Source organism: Bergeyella cardium (assembly GCF_009914665.1).
GTDB classification, from domain to species: domain Bacteria; phylum Bacteroidota; class Bacteroidia; order Flavobacteriales; family Weeksellaceae; genus Bergeyella_A; species Bergeyella_A cardium.
Genome location: NZ_CP029149.1, coordinates 1871411 through 1887816 on the forward strand (window position 1 = coordinate 1871411; position 16406 = coordinate 1887816).

Genomic DNA, 16406 nt, shown 5'->3' on the forward strand with positions numbered 1-16406 from the left:
AAGCTGTGGCTAGTTGATGATGGCGATTTTTGCAGTTGCGGTATCGGAGCCGTCTTCATTGGTCATTAGCACAAAATAAATCCCTGAAGCTACTCTCTTGCCACGATAATTTAAATCCCACTCGTAATAACCGCCTTTGGCAATACCTTGGTGGATTAAATTTCCTGCGGTATCGGTAATCCGGATATTGGTTTTCTCTGCTAATCCCTTAATTCTCACATTACCTTTGTATTGAGATGAAACCACAGGGTTAGGATATACGAGTACATTTCCAAACTTGTCAGATACCTGTTGCACATCTCCTTGATAAACCACAATTCCCTCCGAAGTAGCGAAATAGACTTTACCTGTCTTTTCATCTACTTTAATATCGGTTACCATATCATTAGGTAGGGGAGAGTTCTTACTGGTAAAGTGATGAATGGTCTTTTCACCGCTTGCATTGAGGTAAAAAACTCCTCCTCCATTGGTAGAAAACCATTTTTGATTGCCAGAGTCAGCTTCTATTTGGAGTATTTCTGCATCTCTGAACAGTTCTTCTCCTATACCTTTTTCCTCAATGATGATAGATTCTAATTTTGGGTTTCTGCTGATTGCCGAAGAGGCATTTCGTAGTACTCTGAGCCCTTTTGATGTTCCTATCCACAGGTCGCCAGATTTGTCCATAGCGGTACTTATCGTTTCTGCAGTGTTTGGCAGTCCGCTTTGTGTTCCTTCCAAAACAAAGATGTCATTTTCATTGATAGCTGTAGATTTCTGAGTGTTTAAAGCTAGAAAAGAGTTGGAACGAGGTGTGGGTATCCAGAGAAAACCTTCTTTATAATAAGGTTTCTGAGCAGATTTTGATTTTGAAGAAAGAATAGATGAAAAATTATCATTATTTCTGTTATAGAAGAAGATTTCTGTTCGCTCAGGAGGTACTGCTCCAGCAATATTATAGTATCTTCCCACAGCGTATAGATTTCCTTTATCATCATAGGTAAGACCTGAGATGCTGGTGATTTTTTTTCCTGCTTCAAAAGTAGGGTAGAAGTTCTTAAGTACTATATCATCGCTATTTACTTCCATTTTGTACATACCATCGGTGAAGCGATAGTTCCAGTTTCCAAAACTCCCGAAGAAGATTTCTTTGGGGTTAGATGGGTTCATCACGACATCGAGGACATTAAAAACCTTTTTGGCATTGTTGTAATTATCGATGAAAAAGGAGGGATAAACCCACTTAGTTCCATTAAAGTAATAGAAGCCCAATAATCTATCGGAGAGGATAGGCTGTTGATAGAAATCGTATACCCCACCGCTTGACACTAAGATTTTATTTCCTACGAAAGACATTTTGTAGGCTTTATTGGCGTAAGGACCATCGGGTTTTATGGATTGCAGGCTTTCATTATAAACCCCAGAAAGGAAAGTTCCCGCGTAGATATGATTGTCTTTTATCCAGCCTGTGTTTAATTCTTCTGTATAATTGGTTTTGCTTTTTACAAGGTTTCCACTGGCATTAAAGACATAGATAGCAGAAGGCGCATTCCCTCCTTTTGTCTTGCTGTCGGTTACTACGATCTGCCCATTACTGATGTTCATATCCTTTACAGACGAAAAGGTCTGAGCGATTTCAGAGAACGAATTTCCATCGCCGTAATAGACTTTATCCAATGATGAAAAAGAGATGAGATTCCCATCAGAGACAATATTATTAAAGTCCCCAGCTCTTAAAGTCTCCCAGCTTGATGCTATGGCAAATGAAGAATCGATATTATGGCTAAGAATCCCTGTATTGGTAATGAGATATACTTTATTGTCTTTAATAATGGCTTCCTTTACAGGGTGGGGGAGAAAGGCAGTTTCGGAGAACTCCTTCCTATCGAGCTTGAAGATAGAGATACCATAGTCGGTAGATACAGCAGCAAGATTTCCATTAATGGAGATATGATTAATCTTTTTGGAGCCTGTATATCCATTATTCATTGGGATATCTATCACATAGGTTACACCACGCTCTGTAATTACATCTATACTCCCGTCTTTGTAGCCTACCAGACCTGTCTTAGTATTAGGGTTATAGTCAAATGCAGTAATATTCACATTATGGAGCCCATTGGCTTTTGAAAGGTATTTGGATACCTCACCAGAGGAGAGCGTATATCGGAAGATACCATTCTCGGATGCTGCCAGTAGGCTTTCACCATCTTCTCGAATTTGGAGGATGTTGTTATATGAAAAAAGATCTGACCAGCGAGGGGACGAAATCTCCTGCCCCTGCAGTGCAGAAACAGATAAACCAAATACTAAAGGGTATATAAATCTCATTACACAAATATTTTGTTTCGTTAATAAAAAATAAGATGTATAATCTGTGCTTTTTATACATCTTATTGATTTCTCGTTTTAGATGATTATACTTTTATCTTGTCATCTATAATGTGGGTATTCCACGCGATGTGTTGTACATTCTTATCCTTGTCAAAGAAAAATTCTATTCTGCCGAGAAGGAGACCTGCCCAGCCTACTTGATTTACAAGAACGGATTTCCCTGCTCTGTTAGTATATTTCTGAGGCTCGGGGAGGAAGGTATGGGTATGCCCACCGAGAATTAAGTCTATATTATCGGTTTTAGTAGCGAGGAGGGCATCGCAGATTTTGTCTTTTCGCTCTGGGTATTGGTAGCCGATATGAGATAGGCAGATCACCATATCACATTTCTTATCTTTTTTTAGGAAGTCGGCATAGTGCTGAGCTACATCCACAGGGTCATTATAGACCGTTTCGCCGTATTGTTTTTTGCCTACTAAGCCAGCGAGCTCTACTCCCAGTCCGAAGATTCCTACTTTTATCCCATCTTTATTAAAGATTTTGTAGTCTAATGTCTTCCCATCGAGGATGGTATTTTTGAAATCATAATTTGAGGTAACGAAAGGGAATTTCGCATTTGGAAGGGCTTTAAGGAAACCTTCAAGACCGTTATCAAAGTCGTGATTCCCCATAGTAGCGGCATCATATCCCATCATACTCATCAGTTTAAATTCCAGCTCTCCACCAAACATATTAAAATAAGGTGTGCCTTGGAAAATATCTCCGCAGTCGAGTAGTAATACATTTTTTTCCTGCTCTCGTATGTTCTTTATCAATGACGCTCTCCGTGCAAAGCCGCCCTGATTAGGGTTTTTGGTATAAGACGAGTCAAAGGGCTCTATACGGCTGTGCTGGTCGTTGGTATGGAGTATCGTCAGCTTTTTTAGCCCGTTTTTTTTAAGGGCAACGCTGTCTTTTGCAAATATCAAATTCGGAGCGAGGGAAAGGCTTATCCCTCCTCCTATGGCTGTTTTTATAAATTGCTTACGGTTCATTGTTTAATTATTAAATCTAAGTCTAATGTCAGTTGGTACGCTCACTTCTGGATTTTTTCTAAAGCTTTCTATAAAGACTTCTCGGAGTTTTAGCCCTGTGGGAATCATCTTGCCTTTGCCAAAGTACCACATACGGTCGCCCCCGAGAGCGAGGTAGTCAGTGGTTGCAATGTAATAAGTCTTATCAGCGATAGGTACTTCGCCGTTGATTAATGCTTTGGTAATTTTCCCTTGCTTAGTCTCTATTGTAAGGCGAGATACTGGGTTGTTTACCTGAGTTTTGAGATAATAATCAAAGAGGCCTTGCAAGTCTGAGCCTTTCATTGCAATGATGACGATTTCGTTCTCAAACGGCATTACTTCAAAGATATGCTTGAGCAGAATATCGCCAGGCGCAAAGGTCGTCCTTATCCCTCCGATATTGATAACCGCTGCATCTACTCTTGGCAGTCCATTGCTTTTTGCCCATTCTGCAGCGGCGTCATAAGTATAATCTACCAAGACTTTCCCCATATTGCTGTCGTCCCCGTCCTTAGTAAGCGCTACGCTGGTATGAGAAATCTTTTCATTCATCTGGCTTTCCATCGATTTTTTGTATGGGATAATGGTTTTCACCATTTCCTGATCTTCTGCCAGCTCTGCTGTAATCTTTGTGTTCTCGTAAGGCTTTATATTGCTGATACCCAAATGTGATTTACACGAAGCGAGCATTGCTAATGATAATAGCCAAACATATTTTCTATTTTTCATTATTATTAATTATTTGCTTGCAAAGATAATAAATTCCTCTTCCTTATTATTATTAATGCTAAGGTTTATTTCCATCTGATATTCCTCATCTTTTTTATCCCTTTTTTTGATGTTTTTTTTAAAAAATTAAGGATAATTTGTAACATAGGAGGTAATTACTATTTAATAAAATTACTTTCTCTTCTCTACACTGTTAAAATAACTTATCTCATCTCTTTTCTTTCATTTTGTATATCTTGTATTTTTTTACTAATTAAAAGACTTTTAATTGGGTATTAAAAAAGTTTATATATCTTTGCAGCACAGAGGGACAGGGTAATGCCTCCCACTGTGCCCCCCTTGAAATAAAGGTTTAAGGTAGCTGAAAGGCTACCTTTGTAATTTTATAATCTTTTTATCTACTATTACTTCTATATATTTCACCTCTTTGATATTACTCTCTCAAATCAAAAACTAAACAAATTAAATGAGAATCAAAACCTTTTAAAATACTTTTTAATAATTTTGGATATTTTATTTTGGTGATTATATGTAAAAAAAATGCTCCTATAGTAGAATAGGAGAGGGGTAAAAAATACATCCGCTGGGCAATATTGCTCAGCGGATGATAGAGAATTTATTTTTTATCTCTATAATAGGATTTAAGACAGATTAAATTCCTATTTTATTAGGCTTTGAGGTGCCTGATGGTCTCTTCTGGACTTTCAGACGAGAAGACGGCATTGCCCGCCACCAAAACATCGGCTCCTACATCGAAGAGCTTGCCTGCATTCTCCATATTTACCCCACCATCTACCTCTATCAGAGCTTGAGAATGGGTCTTGGCAATTAAATCTCGGAGCTGACCGATCTTTTTATAAGTATTCTCAATGAATTTCTGCCCTCCAAACCCAGGATTTACACTCATTAGAAGGATTAAATCGGCATCGGTAATAATATCCTCCAAAAAGCTAATGGGAGTAGAGGGGTTGAGAACCACACCCGCTTTTGCACCCTTGCTCTTGATGAGATGCACCGTTCTGTGCAGGTGGGTACAAGCCTCGTAATGCACAGAAACCAAATCGGCACCACTATTAATGAACTCTTCTACATATTTCTCGGGCTCTACAATCATTAAATGTACATCTATGAACTTCTGACTGTGCTCTTTCACGGTTTTCATCACAGGAAATCCGAAGGAGATATTCGGTACAAACCGCCCATCCATAACATCTATGTGTAGCCAGTCGGCAACCGAGCGGTTGAGCATCTCTATGTCTCTCTGTAAGTTTCCAAAGTCTGCGGAGAGGAGTGATGGTGCTATGAGTCTTGTTTTCATCTTTAAATCTTATCTATAATTGAGTTTAGAGTAGGGCTTGGTCTCATTGCTGAATAGGTTTTTTCCTCATCGGGCTTGTAGTACCCACCGATGTCTTGGGCTTTGCCCTGTGAGCCGATAAGTTCTTCATTAATTTTAGCTTCATTTGATGATAATTCATCGGCAATAGGCTTAAAATGGGCTGCGAGTGTCGTGTCTTTGGTCTGATTTGCCAAAGCCTCTGCCCAATACATCGCGAGGTAGAAGTGCGAGCCTCGATTGTCTATCCCACCTAACTTTCTGGAAGGTGATTTATCATTAGCGAGGAATTTGGCATTGGCTTCATCTAAGGCATCTGCAAGGATTTGAGCCTTTTCATTGCCTTGCGTCTGTGCCAGATGCTCCAAAGAAGCCTGCAAGGCGAGGAACTCTCCTAAGGAATCCCAGCGGAGGTAGCCCTCTTCCAGAAACTGCTCTATATGTTTAGGAGCAGAGCCACCTGCACCCGTTTCAAAGAGGCCACCACCGTTCATTAGCGGCACAATGGAGAGCATCTTAGCCGAAGTTCCTAATTCCAAAATAGGGAAGAGGTCTGTGAGGTAATCCCTCAGTACATTTCCGGAAACCGAGATGGTATCCTTGCCCTCTCTCGCTCTTCTGAGGGTTTCTGCCATTGCATCGGTTACATCTAATATTTTGATGTCTAAGCCTTCGGTGTTGTGGTCTTTGAGGTATTTTTCTACTTTTTTGATGATTTCTCTGTCGTGCGCTCTGTTGCTATCCAACCAGAAAATAGCAGGTGTGTTGGAGAGTCGGGAGCGGTTTACCGCGAGTTTTACCCAATCCTGGATAGGGGCATCTTTGGTTTGGCACATTCTGAAAATATCGCCTTTTTCTACAGTTTGGCTTAGGAGGACTGTTCCATTTTCGTCCTGCACTTCTATCTTTCCGTTTCCTTCTGCTTGGAAAGTCTTATCGTGGGAGCCATACTCTTCGGCTTTTTGAGCCATTAGCCCTACATTGGGCACTGACCCCATCGTAGTTGGGTCTAATGCACCGTTTGCCTTCATATCATCAATTGCAGCTTGGTAGAAGAGGGCATAGGAGCGGTCTGGGATAATAGCAACCGTGTCTTCCTCTTTTCCTTCTTTGTTCCACATTTTACCACCACCACGAATCAGTGCTGCCATAGATGCATCTACGATAACATCTGATGGAATATGAAAATTGGTAATGCCCTTATCGGAATTTACCATTGCCAGTCTTGCTGAGCTCTCGATGGCTTTCTCAATTGCTGATTTTATTTCTGCCTCTTTAGTATTTCCCTTTATTTTCTCAAATAAATCAGCAAGTCCGTTATTCGGATTAATATCTAATGCCTTAAAAGTCTCTGCAAATTCAGTAAAAATTTCTTTAAAATAGGTCTCTACTATCGCTCCGAAGATAATCGGGTCGGAGACTTTCATCATTGTAGCTTTCAGGTGGGCAGAGAGGAGTACATTTCGTTTTTTTGCTTCCTCAATGGCTGTTTGCACGAAAGATTTCAGTGCCCTAAGACTCATTACAGAGGAGTCAATCACTTCTCCTACTTTTAGTGGAGCGAGGTTTTTCAAAATTTTTTCCTCACCATTTTCATTTTTAAATACAATACGGAATTCGCAAGCATTCTCAACGGTAGTGGAAGTTTCCGTGCCGTAGAAATCACCACTACTCATATAGGCTACATCGGTTTTGCTGTTTTTTGCCCAGCTACCCATTCTGTGTGGGTTGGTCTTCGCATAATTTTTCACTGCTTTTGGGGCTCTTCTATCGGAGTTGCCCTCTCTCAGCACAGGATTTACGGCAGAGCCCAATACTTTTGCATATCGTGTTTTAATTGCTTTCTCCTCTTCATTTTTCGGTTCGGAAGGGTAGTTCGGCACAGCGAATCCTTTCTTTTGAAGCTCGGCAATAGCTTCATCGAGTTGCGGTACGGAAGCCGAGATATTTGGTAATTTAATAATGTTTGCTTCTGGTGTTTTTGCCAGTTCGCCGAGTTCTGCAAGGGCATCGGGAACTTTTTGTTCCTCCTTCAAAAAGTCTGGGAAGTTGGCCAAAATTCTTCCTGAGAGGGAGATGTCTGGAACAGAAATTTCTACCTCTGCAAGTCGGGTAAATGCTTTTACCATAGGTAGAAATGAATGTGTTGCGAGCATAGGAGCTTCATCTGTAAGCGTGTAGTAAATTCTGGATTTATTAGCCATAGTTTATTGTTTTATTAATTATTTATTTTTCATTTTCGTTGAACGCTTACAAATGTAGTTATAATTTTCCGAATATTTTAGAGAATAGGCGTATTTCTTTTAAAAATCTGATTATCTACTTGTCTCTAATATATAGTGTAGCTTATTTATAAATCTATTACCAAATTATATTTGGTGTTGCTAAGGTATTCCGTTTTCTTTTATACCTAAATATTTATATTTGCTAAAACCTTTTAAATATGATTTTAAGAGAAATTACCCACAGGCTGGATGAGATTTTTAAGATTAGAACGGCAGAGCATTTTGATAATGTAGGACTGCTCTGCGGTAATCCAGAGAGGGAAATCAGTGGAATGCTCGTTTGCCACGATGCTTTGGAAACGGTGGTAGATGAAGCCATCAAGAGGGAGCTAAACCTTATCATTGCCTTTCATCCGATTATTTTCTCGGGGATGAAATCCATCACAGCAAAAAATTATGTAGAAAAAGCCGTTTTGAAAGCGATTGAAAACAAAATTGCAATCTATGCGATTCATACGGCATTTGATAACGATTATTTTGGAGTGAATTATGCGATTTGCAATGCACTTGGGCTTCATCATCAGAAGATATTGATGCCAAAATTTTCATCATTAAAAAAACTGGAAGTCTATGTTCCCAAAACGCATTCAGAAGCGGTGAGAGATGCTATTTTACAAGCTGGAGCAGGGGAGATTGGCTTCTATGATGATTGTAGTTTCTCAGTGGAAGGGCAGGGGAGTTTCCGCCCAAAGGAAGGGGCAAATCCTTTCCTCGGCAAGCAAAACGAGAGGGAATATGTGGAGGAGAAACTTATCTCCTGCATCTTTGAGGAGTATAAAATGAGTAAAATCCTTAGAGCGATGTACAGTGCGCATCCTTATGAGGAAGTAGCGCATCAAATCATCTCAATAGATAATGAAAACCCGTACTCTGGCTTAGGAAAATATGGTGATTTAGTACAGGAAATGGAGGAAATCGACTTTCTGAAAATGGTAAAAGAGAAGTTGGGTTTAAAGGTGATTCGCCACTCGAACTTCACCAAAAAGAAAATAAAAAGAGTAGGAGTGCTCGGAGGGAGCGGAACTTCAGGAATAGTAGCTGCAAAAGCAAAAAACTGTGATGCCTACCTCACGGGCGACTATAAATATCACGATTTTTTTCAAGCTGAAGGGGAGGTTCTACTGTGTGATATTGGGCATTTCGAATCCGAACAGTTTGTAGTACAACAAATCTTTGAGATTTTATTGGAAAAATTTCCTACATTTGCCGTCTTAAAATCCAATTTGAATACAAACCCTGTAAATTATTTTCTATAAATTATGGCGAAAAAGAGCAACGAAATTTCAGTTGAAGAGAAACTAAGAGCATTGTATGACCTTCAAATCATCGATTCGAGATTAGATGAAATCCGAAATACAAGAGGAGAGCTACCGATAGAGGTAGAAGATTTAGAGAATGAAATCGAGGGGCTTGAAAAGAGAGCCGATAAATTCCGAAAAGATATAAAACACCTTAAAGATAGTGTGAAAGGGAAAAATGAGGAGATTAACCAATCAAAATCCCTTATTGAAAAATATAAATCTCAGCAGGATAATGTAAGGAATAATAAAGAATTTGAGTCTCTGGAAAAGGAAATAGAGTATCAGGACTTGGAAATTCAGCTTGCAGAGAAAAAAATAAAAGAATTTAACCTTAAAATCTCTCAACAAAATGAATCTCTTGCTCAAGTTGATGATAGAATCTCTGCTTCTAAAGAGCATTTGAAATTCAAGAAAGAGGAACTCGATGACCTAATTGCTGAAACCCAAAAAGAAGAGGAGTATTTAGTAGAAAAGTCCAAAGATTTCTCTAAGAAAATCGATGAGAGATTGCTCGCTTCCTATAATAGAATTCGTAATAATTCAAAAAATGGTCTCGCAGTAGTAGGTATAGAAAGAGGAGCGCCAAAAGGTTCGTTCTTTATGATACCTCCACAAAGGCAGATGGAAATCGCTCAAAGGAAAAAAATTATTATAGATGAGCATTCTGGAAAAATACTGGTAGATGACCAGCTTGTAGCAGAAGAAAATGAGAAGATGAAGGATATAATACAATTTTCATAAGATTAATTTTTAAACCACAGTAGCTGAATTTCTACTGTGGTTTTTTATTAAAAAAGTCTCTTGGTACAAGAGGATAAAGCAAATTGTAAATATAATTCTTACATTTGCCGAAAGATTTTCTTGATGCTTAAAAAGAATCCATCGGTTTCGGGTTTTATTATCTCAGTGCTTGCTCTAATGGTAGCGTTTGGGATATATTTTTTGTTCTTAGCCAAGAAAAATGAGTATGTGGTAGATAATCCTACGACCAATACCTATTATTTTAAGATTAATGGAGGTGAGGAGAGGATTATTGCAGGGGGGCAGTCCTTGAAAATAGACCTCAGAAGAGGGAAAAACAGAGTGGAGGTATTTGACCAAGATAAGAAACCCCTCTATGACTCCACCTTCCAAGTGGAAAAAGTTCGTGGGCTACTGAATATTTCCCAATCGGATTATTATATCAATCGGCAGTACTATGGCTATGGAGTGGATAGAGACTCCCTCCTTGCAGCACTCCCAAAAACCGAAATAGACGGTAAGAAATACTACGGAAACCCTATACATTTCCATAATCTCTATACTGAGGATTTCTATTATAATGTAGATGAAGACTATGATAAAGTCATTAAAAATATAGACAAATTAGAATCCCGAACCAAGATTTTTAGGAAAGGAGATTTCCTTAATTATTATAATGAATACTATAAATTTTAGACCTTGAAACAAGTAACACCATATAATACCGATAGCAGTAAGAAGCAGCAGGTAGAGGATATGTTTGATAACATAGCCGAGAAATATGATTTCCTGAACCGAACCCTCTCGATGAATATTGATGTATCTTGGAGGAAGAAATTAGTAAAATGGTTGAGTGCCGACCAGCCGAAAACCATCCTTGATGTAGCAACAGGCACGGGAGACCTTGCGATAGCGCTTCAAAGAGGTACGGGGGCAGATATCGTAGGGCTAGACCTCTCCCAACAAATGCTCAATGTAGGGATAGATAAAGTGAAAAGGCTACAGCTGGACGGAAAAATCAAAATGATGAAGGGCGATGCTGAAAATCTACCCTTTGAGGACAATAATTTTGATGCTGTAACCGTTGCTTTTGGAGCAAGAAATTTTGAGAACCTCGAAAAAGGGCTCAACGAGCTGAAAAGAGTAGTAAAATCAGGAGGAAGTGTCTATATACTGGAATTCTCCAAAGTAGAAGGATTTATGAGACCTTTCTATATGTTTTACTTTAAAAATATACTGCCAAGAATCGGTAAAATGATTTCCAAAGATAGTAGAGCCTATACCTATTTGCCAGACTCTGTGCAGGCCTTCCCTTACGGAGAGGGAATGAGAAAAATTCTCCTTAACTGTGGTTTTACGACTGTGGTATATAAAAAACTCACGCTCGGTATTGCAACGATATATAAGGCAACGAAGTAATTTTACTCTAAATGAAAAGAAAATTCAGGGTGCTTGCCCTCATCATTACTGCTTTGTTTTCTAATTCAGTAGATGCACAGCTCTTCCGTACAAGGGATAGGATGGATAATCTGGTGGATTTTGATAATCAGAAATTCAGTTGGGGTTTCTTCCTCGCGGGTAATTATTTTGATTACAAAATAGACTTGAACCCTCAGAATGGACTCAATAATAAGAATCAAAACAGAGTACTTTCCAAAGGTTCTGCAAGTTTCGGGGCAGGGCTTATCGGTAAAATGAGGGTGAATGAATATATAGATCTCCGCCTTGAGCCCTCTTTGCAGTTTGTACAAAGGAAATTAACTTTTGATATTAAGGACTTATACCCAAGTGCAGCCACTACAGACCTCGAGAGAGATGTAAAATCTACTTATGTAGATGTGCCATTGCTTGTAGAATTTCACGGGAACAGATGGTATAATTCCCGCCCTTATGTAGCTTTAGGGGTGAATTATTTGGGGAATTTGCAGAGTAATGAAAATTCTGAGAGTGATAATCAGCAACAGATTTTCCGTACAAAGACTCATAATTTTGGTTATACGGGAGAGATTGGGATACAGTTCTATTTCAGTAGATTTAAACTTACCCCAGCCGTTAGAGGTACTTTTTTCCTCAATAATGAATTGGTGCCAGACAACCCAGGTACGCCTCCTTATTGGGCAGGTGCAATGAACCACCTTAGCAGTAGAGCATTTATGTTTGTGCTTAAATTTGAGTAGTTTTATATTTTATTATAAATATCATTGGAAGAGAAAATTGACTGCATTTTCTCTTTTTATTTTGGACTAATACTGAATATTTGAATAAAAAAATAAGGTATAAAATGCATTTTTTTTTTACTTTTGCATATAGTTAGAATTATAACCTGATGATATGCCCAATGAATTAGGACATAGTTTTTTGATGTTGGAAAGAAAAATTTTGAAAATGAAGCAGAATTTTCAAAATTTAAATTACGACTACACAGAACTTTCTAAGGAATTTGAGCAAATGAAAAAGAAATATGAAGATGAAAGAAAAAAGAATCAGGAATTGGAAGAAGAGAATAAAAAGATAAAACTTCAAGCGAGTATATCTGGCAATCCAGAGCACAATAGACTGATGAAGAATCATCTCAACCGATTGATTAAAGAAGTGGATTTCTGTATTGCGGAGCTTCAAAATAGCGGATTATAATGTTATGGAAAATAAATCAGTTAACATAAAGGTAGGAGGAAGGTTTTATCCGCTTAGTATACCTTCAGAAGAAGAGGAAATATTGAGAGACTTAGAGAAAAAAGTAGAGGGTATGATTAAAAAATTTGAAGCAAATTATGCTATAAAAGATAAACAAGATGCTTTGGCATTGTGTATCTTACAATTGGGTACCAATGTAGAAGTTAATAAACAGAAATATGACAATATCATCTCAGCCTCTAAAGAGAAAGTAGATCATTTACTTTCACTTTTTGAGGAAGATTAGTGTCATTTATAAAGGAATTGCCTACAATAGTTCTAACACATTAAAGGTAAACTCAACGCTAAACAATTACCGAGTAAAAGTCTATCCTATGGCGTGCTGGTAACCCAGATTACAGAAGATAGAAATAAGCTCAAATCGTGTTGATTAGGAGTTTACTCTCAATCATTGAACTATTGTAGGTTTTTTATGAAATAAGATTAAAAAAAGAGATATAAATAATTGAATTATGATAGAGATAATAGCGGGCATTATTGGCCTTATTGTAGGGGTTGCAGCAGGAATTCTATTTTCCAGAAGCTCCCTTAATTCTAAGGCGAAATTTATGATGGAAGATGCCAGGAAGAATGCAGAAAATTTAGTAGAAAAAGCGACAGTACAAGCAGAAGCAATCAAGAAAGAGAAACAACTACAAACCAAAGAAAAGTTTTTAGAATTAAAATCTCAGCACGATGCAGATATTCAAGCTCGTGAAAAGAAAATCCAAGAGATAGAAAAGAGAGCAAAAGAAAAAGAACAGAAGCTGGTAGATGAGCTTTCTAAAACCAGCAAATTGGAAAAAGACCTTGAGAAGCAAATTTATGATTATACTAAAAAGCATGAGATTGTAGAAAAGAAGCAAGCTGAGCTCAACGCTATTACGGCACAGAAAGTGGAGATTTTAGAGAAAATTTCTAATTATTCAGCAGAGGAAGCTAGAGCCGAACTTGTAGAATCTCTCAAATCTGAAGCTAAAACAAGAGCCCAAGCTCATGTACAGAGTATAATGGAGGAAGCGCAGATGAATGCCAAGAACGAGGCAAGGAAAATTGTAATCCAAACCATTCAAAGAATAGGAGCCGAACAGGCTATTGAGAATTCAGTTTCTGTTTTTAATATAGAATCTGATGAAGTAAAAGGACGAATCATCGGTAGGGAAGGACGAAATATCCGTGCTCTTGAAGCAGCTACGGGGGTAGAAATCATCGTAGATGATACCCCAGAAGCCATCCTTTTATCCTGCTTTGACCCTGTGAGGCGAGAGATTGCAAGGCTTTCTCTCCACCGGCTCGTAACCGATGGCAGGATACACCCTGCAAGAATTGAAGAAGTGGTGGAGAAAACCAGAAAACATATCGAAGAGGAAATTATAGAAGTTGGTAAAAGGACGATTATAGACCTCGGCATCCATGGGCTACACCCAGAGCTTGTGAAAATCGTCGGCAGGATGAAGTACCGTTCGTCTTACGGTCAAAACCTCCTACAACACTCCCGAGAGGTGGCAAACATCGCTGCAACTATGGCTGCCGAGCTCGGTCTGAATGTAAAATTAGCCAAAAGAGCAGGTCTCCTTCACGATATTGGGAAAGTTCCAGAGCAGGAATCCGAACTTCCGCACGCCCTACTCGGTATGCAGTGGGCAGAGAAGTACGGCGAGCATCCAGAGGTTCTCAACGCTATCGGTGCGCACCACGATGAGATTGAAATGACTTCACTTTTATCGCCTATCGTCCAAGTTGCCGATGCTATTTCAGGGGCAAGACCAGGTGCCAGAAGACAGGTTCTCGAGTCTTATATCCAAAGGTTAAAAGACCTTGAGGCTGCTGCCCTCAGCTTCGATGGAGTATCCAGTGCCTACGCGATACAAGCAGGTAGGGAGCTCAGAGTAATCGTGGAAAGCGGTAAAGTAAATGATGAAGTAGCAGCACAACTCTCTTATGATATCTCTGAGAAAATCCAAAACGAGCTGACCTATCCTGGTCAGGTGAAAGTTACCGTTATCAGGGAAACAAGAGCGGTAAATATAGCGAGGTAATGTATTTTTAATGTATAATAATAGAAAGAGTTCCAAAATTTTGGAACTCTTTCTATTATCACTAATAAAAAACAGACTGCCAATTTCAGCAGTCTGTTTAAGAATATATGTCCTATAAAATTAATTTTTAATAATCTTCTGATTGATATTCTCTCCATTTTGAAGTTGGATGTTGATGATATAAACACCGCTTTCTAATGCAGATAAATCTATCTCTTTACCAAGCAGACTACCTTCTTGTACCGTTTGTCCTAGCATATTGGTTAGTCTATAAGATTTTACCTTAGCATCTGTGCTGATGTTAAGAATATCTTTCACTGGATTAGGATAGAGTGCATTGTGTTTTATATCCCTATCATCTACTGATAGATCAGAAACTACTTGTTCTTTGGAGCTATCGGATAGTACTTTTGAGGCATCGATAGATTTTATACTCCAATAAATAGTATTTGGAAGAGCATCTTTTTTTAAGTACCAGCTTGGAGTGGTTACTTGATACTTGGCAATGTCTGATTTACCCGACTCGCTACCTACACTTATTTCATATCTGAGGGCTTTTTCTGGGGTTTTATCATCTGAAGCTCCGCTCCATTCAAAAAAAACTCTATCATCTTTTACAGTTGCGGAGAGATTTTTAGGAGGCTTAGGTTTTTGGTTAGGCTCAGTTTCCTTGTTTTTAAATAGCTTACTGAAAAGAGGATTATCATCGAGTTTCCAGTCAAAGCCAGTAGCGATAATGTCAAGGTGATTATCATTATTATAATCTACAAGCTCAATACCGCCATTACTTCCTAAGTGGTAGAGATCGGTGTCATCAAATTTGGAGAATTTATTTTCTTTGGGGTTGTATATAAATACATTAATGTTTGGAACATAGTGAGAGTTTGCATCTTTAGCATTACCGATAATAATAAAGTCGTAATAGCCATCATTATTAAGGTCTCCTACATCTATTGATGCCATTTCTATACCTTCGCCGAGTATTTCAGATTCTGTAAAGTTACCATTACCGTCATTCCAAAGCACTACGAGTTGTTCTGTATATTTATTGTTTCTACCTGAAATCACCATATCTAGAAATCCATCGGCATTGAAGTCTGCAAAAGCTACATCTCCTGATATTAAGCCTATGTGTTCGGAATGGAATTCCATCGTCTTCCCATTATTTTTATAGACATAGAAGCTAAATTTATTCTTAGCATCAACTCCTGTTACTACGGCATCAAGTTCATTATCATTATTGAAATCAAATGCCTTCATTTTTCCATTTTGGCTTCCTGATATCCAGTTCTCCTGTTTCGTGAAACCAGATTTAGTGTTTGTGTATAAATCTACATACTTAGTAAATCCTACTCCAGGTATATATCGTATTCCGTTTAAGGAATAATCCATTCTACCATCGTGGTTAAAGTCAAATACATCTATATTTCCGAAGATTTTTCCAGGGAGATTATCCACTAATTCAAATGAAGTCCCATTATTCTTGAAACGATAATGTCTATAATCAACTACATTTTTATAGCTAAGCCCAGTATCTATAATATCCAAGAGCCCATCATTATCAAAATCTATAAATTTAACCGAACTTAAATGCACAGGATAATCCTCAATAACCTGAGCAAGTTCAAAAACACCGTTATTGTTTTTGTAGAGTTCATTAATAGTAGTATCCACCTTGCCATTACCGTCCGTATCCAGTGCGCCGGCAAAGAATACATCTTTATATCCGTCATTATTATAATCCCCGACGGCTATTGAGGAGTAATAAGAGTTCTTAAATGGTGAAGGGGTTACTTCTTCAAACACCTGAGCTTTCATACCGATGAAAGCCAACAATCCAATTGAGCAATAGAATTTTTTCATTGTAATTTTTATTTAGAATTTATACAAAAATAAGGATATATATAGAGTCTCCAAAAAACCGAATATGATTT

14 protein-coding genes are annotated in these 16406 nt (G+C 38.3%); 8 read left to right on the forward strand and 6 right to left on the reverse strand.

Translation table 11 applies throughout. The features are described from left to right. Window positions 1-9 precede the first annotated feature (9 nt). The 5 genes from porZ to DBX24_RS08590 all read right to left on the reverse strand — a co-directional run bounded on the left by porZ (window position 10) and on the right by DBX24_RS08590 (window position 7637). Window positions 10-2310 (reverse strand): type IX secretion system anionic LPS delivery protein PorZ, encoded by a 2301-nt coding sequence (gene porZ / locus DBX24_RS08570; protein ID WP_160224593.1) that lies wholly within the window; start codon window positions 2308-2310, stop codon window positions 10-12. An 86-nt stretch (window positions 2311-2396) separates the two neighbouring features. Next, window positions 2397-3347: a bifunctional metallophosphatase/5'-nucleotidase gene (locus DBX24_RS08575; protein ID WP_160224594.1), complete on the reverse strand. Its 951-nt coding sequence runs from the start codon at window positions 3345-3347 to the stop codon at window positions 2397-2399. A 3-nt stretch (window positions 3348-3350) separates the two neighbouring features. Beyond that, entirely contained in the window at window positions 3351-4097 is a 747-nt protein-coding gene (locus DBX24_RS08580; protein ID WP_160224595.1) for a 5'-nucleotidase C-terminal domain-containing protein, read from the reverse strand. 667 nt (window positions 4098-4764) lie between these two features. Then, the gene (gene rpe, locus DBX24_RS08585; RefSeq protein ID WP_160224596.1) at window positions 4765-5415 is read right to left on the reverse strand and encodes a ribulose-phosphate 3-epimerase; all 651 of its coding nucleotides are present in this window, start codon (window positions 5413-5415) and stop codon (window positions 4765-4767) included. 2 nt (window positions 5416-5417) lie between these two features. Continuing rightward, window positions 5418-7637: an NADP-dependent isocitrate dehydrogenase gene (locus DBX24_RS08590; RefSeq protein ID WP_160224597.1), complete on the reverse strand. Its 2220-nt coding sequence runs from the start codon at window positions 7635-7637 to the stop codon at window positions 5418-5420. A 239-nt stretch (window positions 7638-7876) separates the two neighbouring features. On the opposite strand from DBX24_RS08590, the gene DBX24_RS08595 reads away from it, so the two are divergent. The 8 genes from DBX24_RS08595 (at window position 7877) to rny (ending at window position 14472) form a co-directional block, all read left to right on the forward strand. Continuing rightward, window positions 7877-8974, forward strand: a complete 1098-nt coding sequence (locus DBX24_RS08595) for a Nif3-like dinuclear metal center hexameric protein (protein ID WP_160224598.1) — start codon at window positions 7877-7879, stop codon at window positions 8972-8974. A gap of 3 nt (window positions 8975-8977) precedes the next feature. After that, the gene (locus DBX24_RS08600) at window positions 8978-9760 is read left to right on the forward strand and encodes a zinc ribbon domain-containing protein (RefSeq protein ID WP_120489038.1); all 783 of its coding nucleotides are present in this window, start codon (window positions 8978-8980) and stop codon (window positions 9758-9760) included. Window positions 9761-9883: 123 nt separating this feature from the next. After that, a complete protein-coding gene (locus tag DBX24_RS08605) occupies window positions 9884-10456 on the forward strand; it encodes a hypothetical protein (protein WP_120489037.1) in 573 nt (190 codons plus the stop codon). Window positions 10457-10516: 60 nt separating this feature from the next. Beyond that, a complete protein-coding gene (gene ubiE / locus DBX24_RS08610; protein WP_374210830.1) occupies window positions 10517-11179 on the forward strand; it encodes a bifunctional demethylmenaquinone methyltransferase/2-methoxy-6-polyprenyl-1,4-benzoquinol methylase UbiE in 663 nt (220 codons plus the stop codon). Window positions 11180-11190: 11 nt separating this feature from the next. Next, window positions 11191-11937 (forward strand): type IX secretion/gliding motility protein PorT/SprT, encoded by a 747-nt coding sequence (porT, locus tag DBX24_RS08615; RefSeq protein WP_160224600.1) that lies wholly within the window; start codon window positions 11191-11193, stop codon window positions 11935-11937. Window positions 11938-12145: 208 nt separating this feature from the next. Further along, window positions 12146-12394 (forward strand): hypothetical protein, encoded by a 249-nt coding sequence (locus tag DBX24_RS08620; protein WP_309568989.1) that lies wholly within the window; start codon window positions 12146-12148, stop codon window positions 12392-12394. A gap of 4 nt (window positions 12395-12398) precedes the next feature. Then, window positions 12399-12680 carry a cell division protein ZapA gene (locus tag DBX24_RS08625; protein WP_120489033.1) on the forward strand — a complete coding sequence of 94 codons (282 nt, stop codon included), beginning with the start codon at window positions 12399-12401 and terminating at the stop codon, window positions 12678-12680. A 226-nt stretch (window positions 12681-12906) separates the two neighbouring features. Then, window positions 12907-14472, forward strand: coding sequence for a ribonuclease Y (rny, locus tag DBX24_RS08630; protein WP_185150749.1), 1566 nt, complete (start codon window positions 12907-12909; stop codon window positions 14470-14472). Between the two features lie 120 nt (window positions 14473-14592). On the opposite strand, the gene DBX24_RS08635 is transcribed toward rny, so the two are convergent. Continuing rightward, a complete protein-coding gene (locus DBX24_RS08635) occupies window positions 14593-16335 on the reverse strand; it encodes a T9SS type A sorting domain-containing protein (protein ID WP_160224602.1) in 1743 nt (580 codons plus the stop codon). Window positions 16336-16406 lie beyond the last annotated feature (71 nt).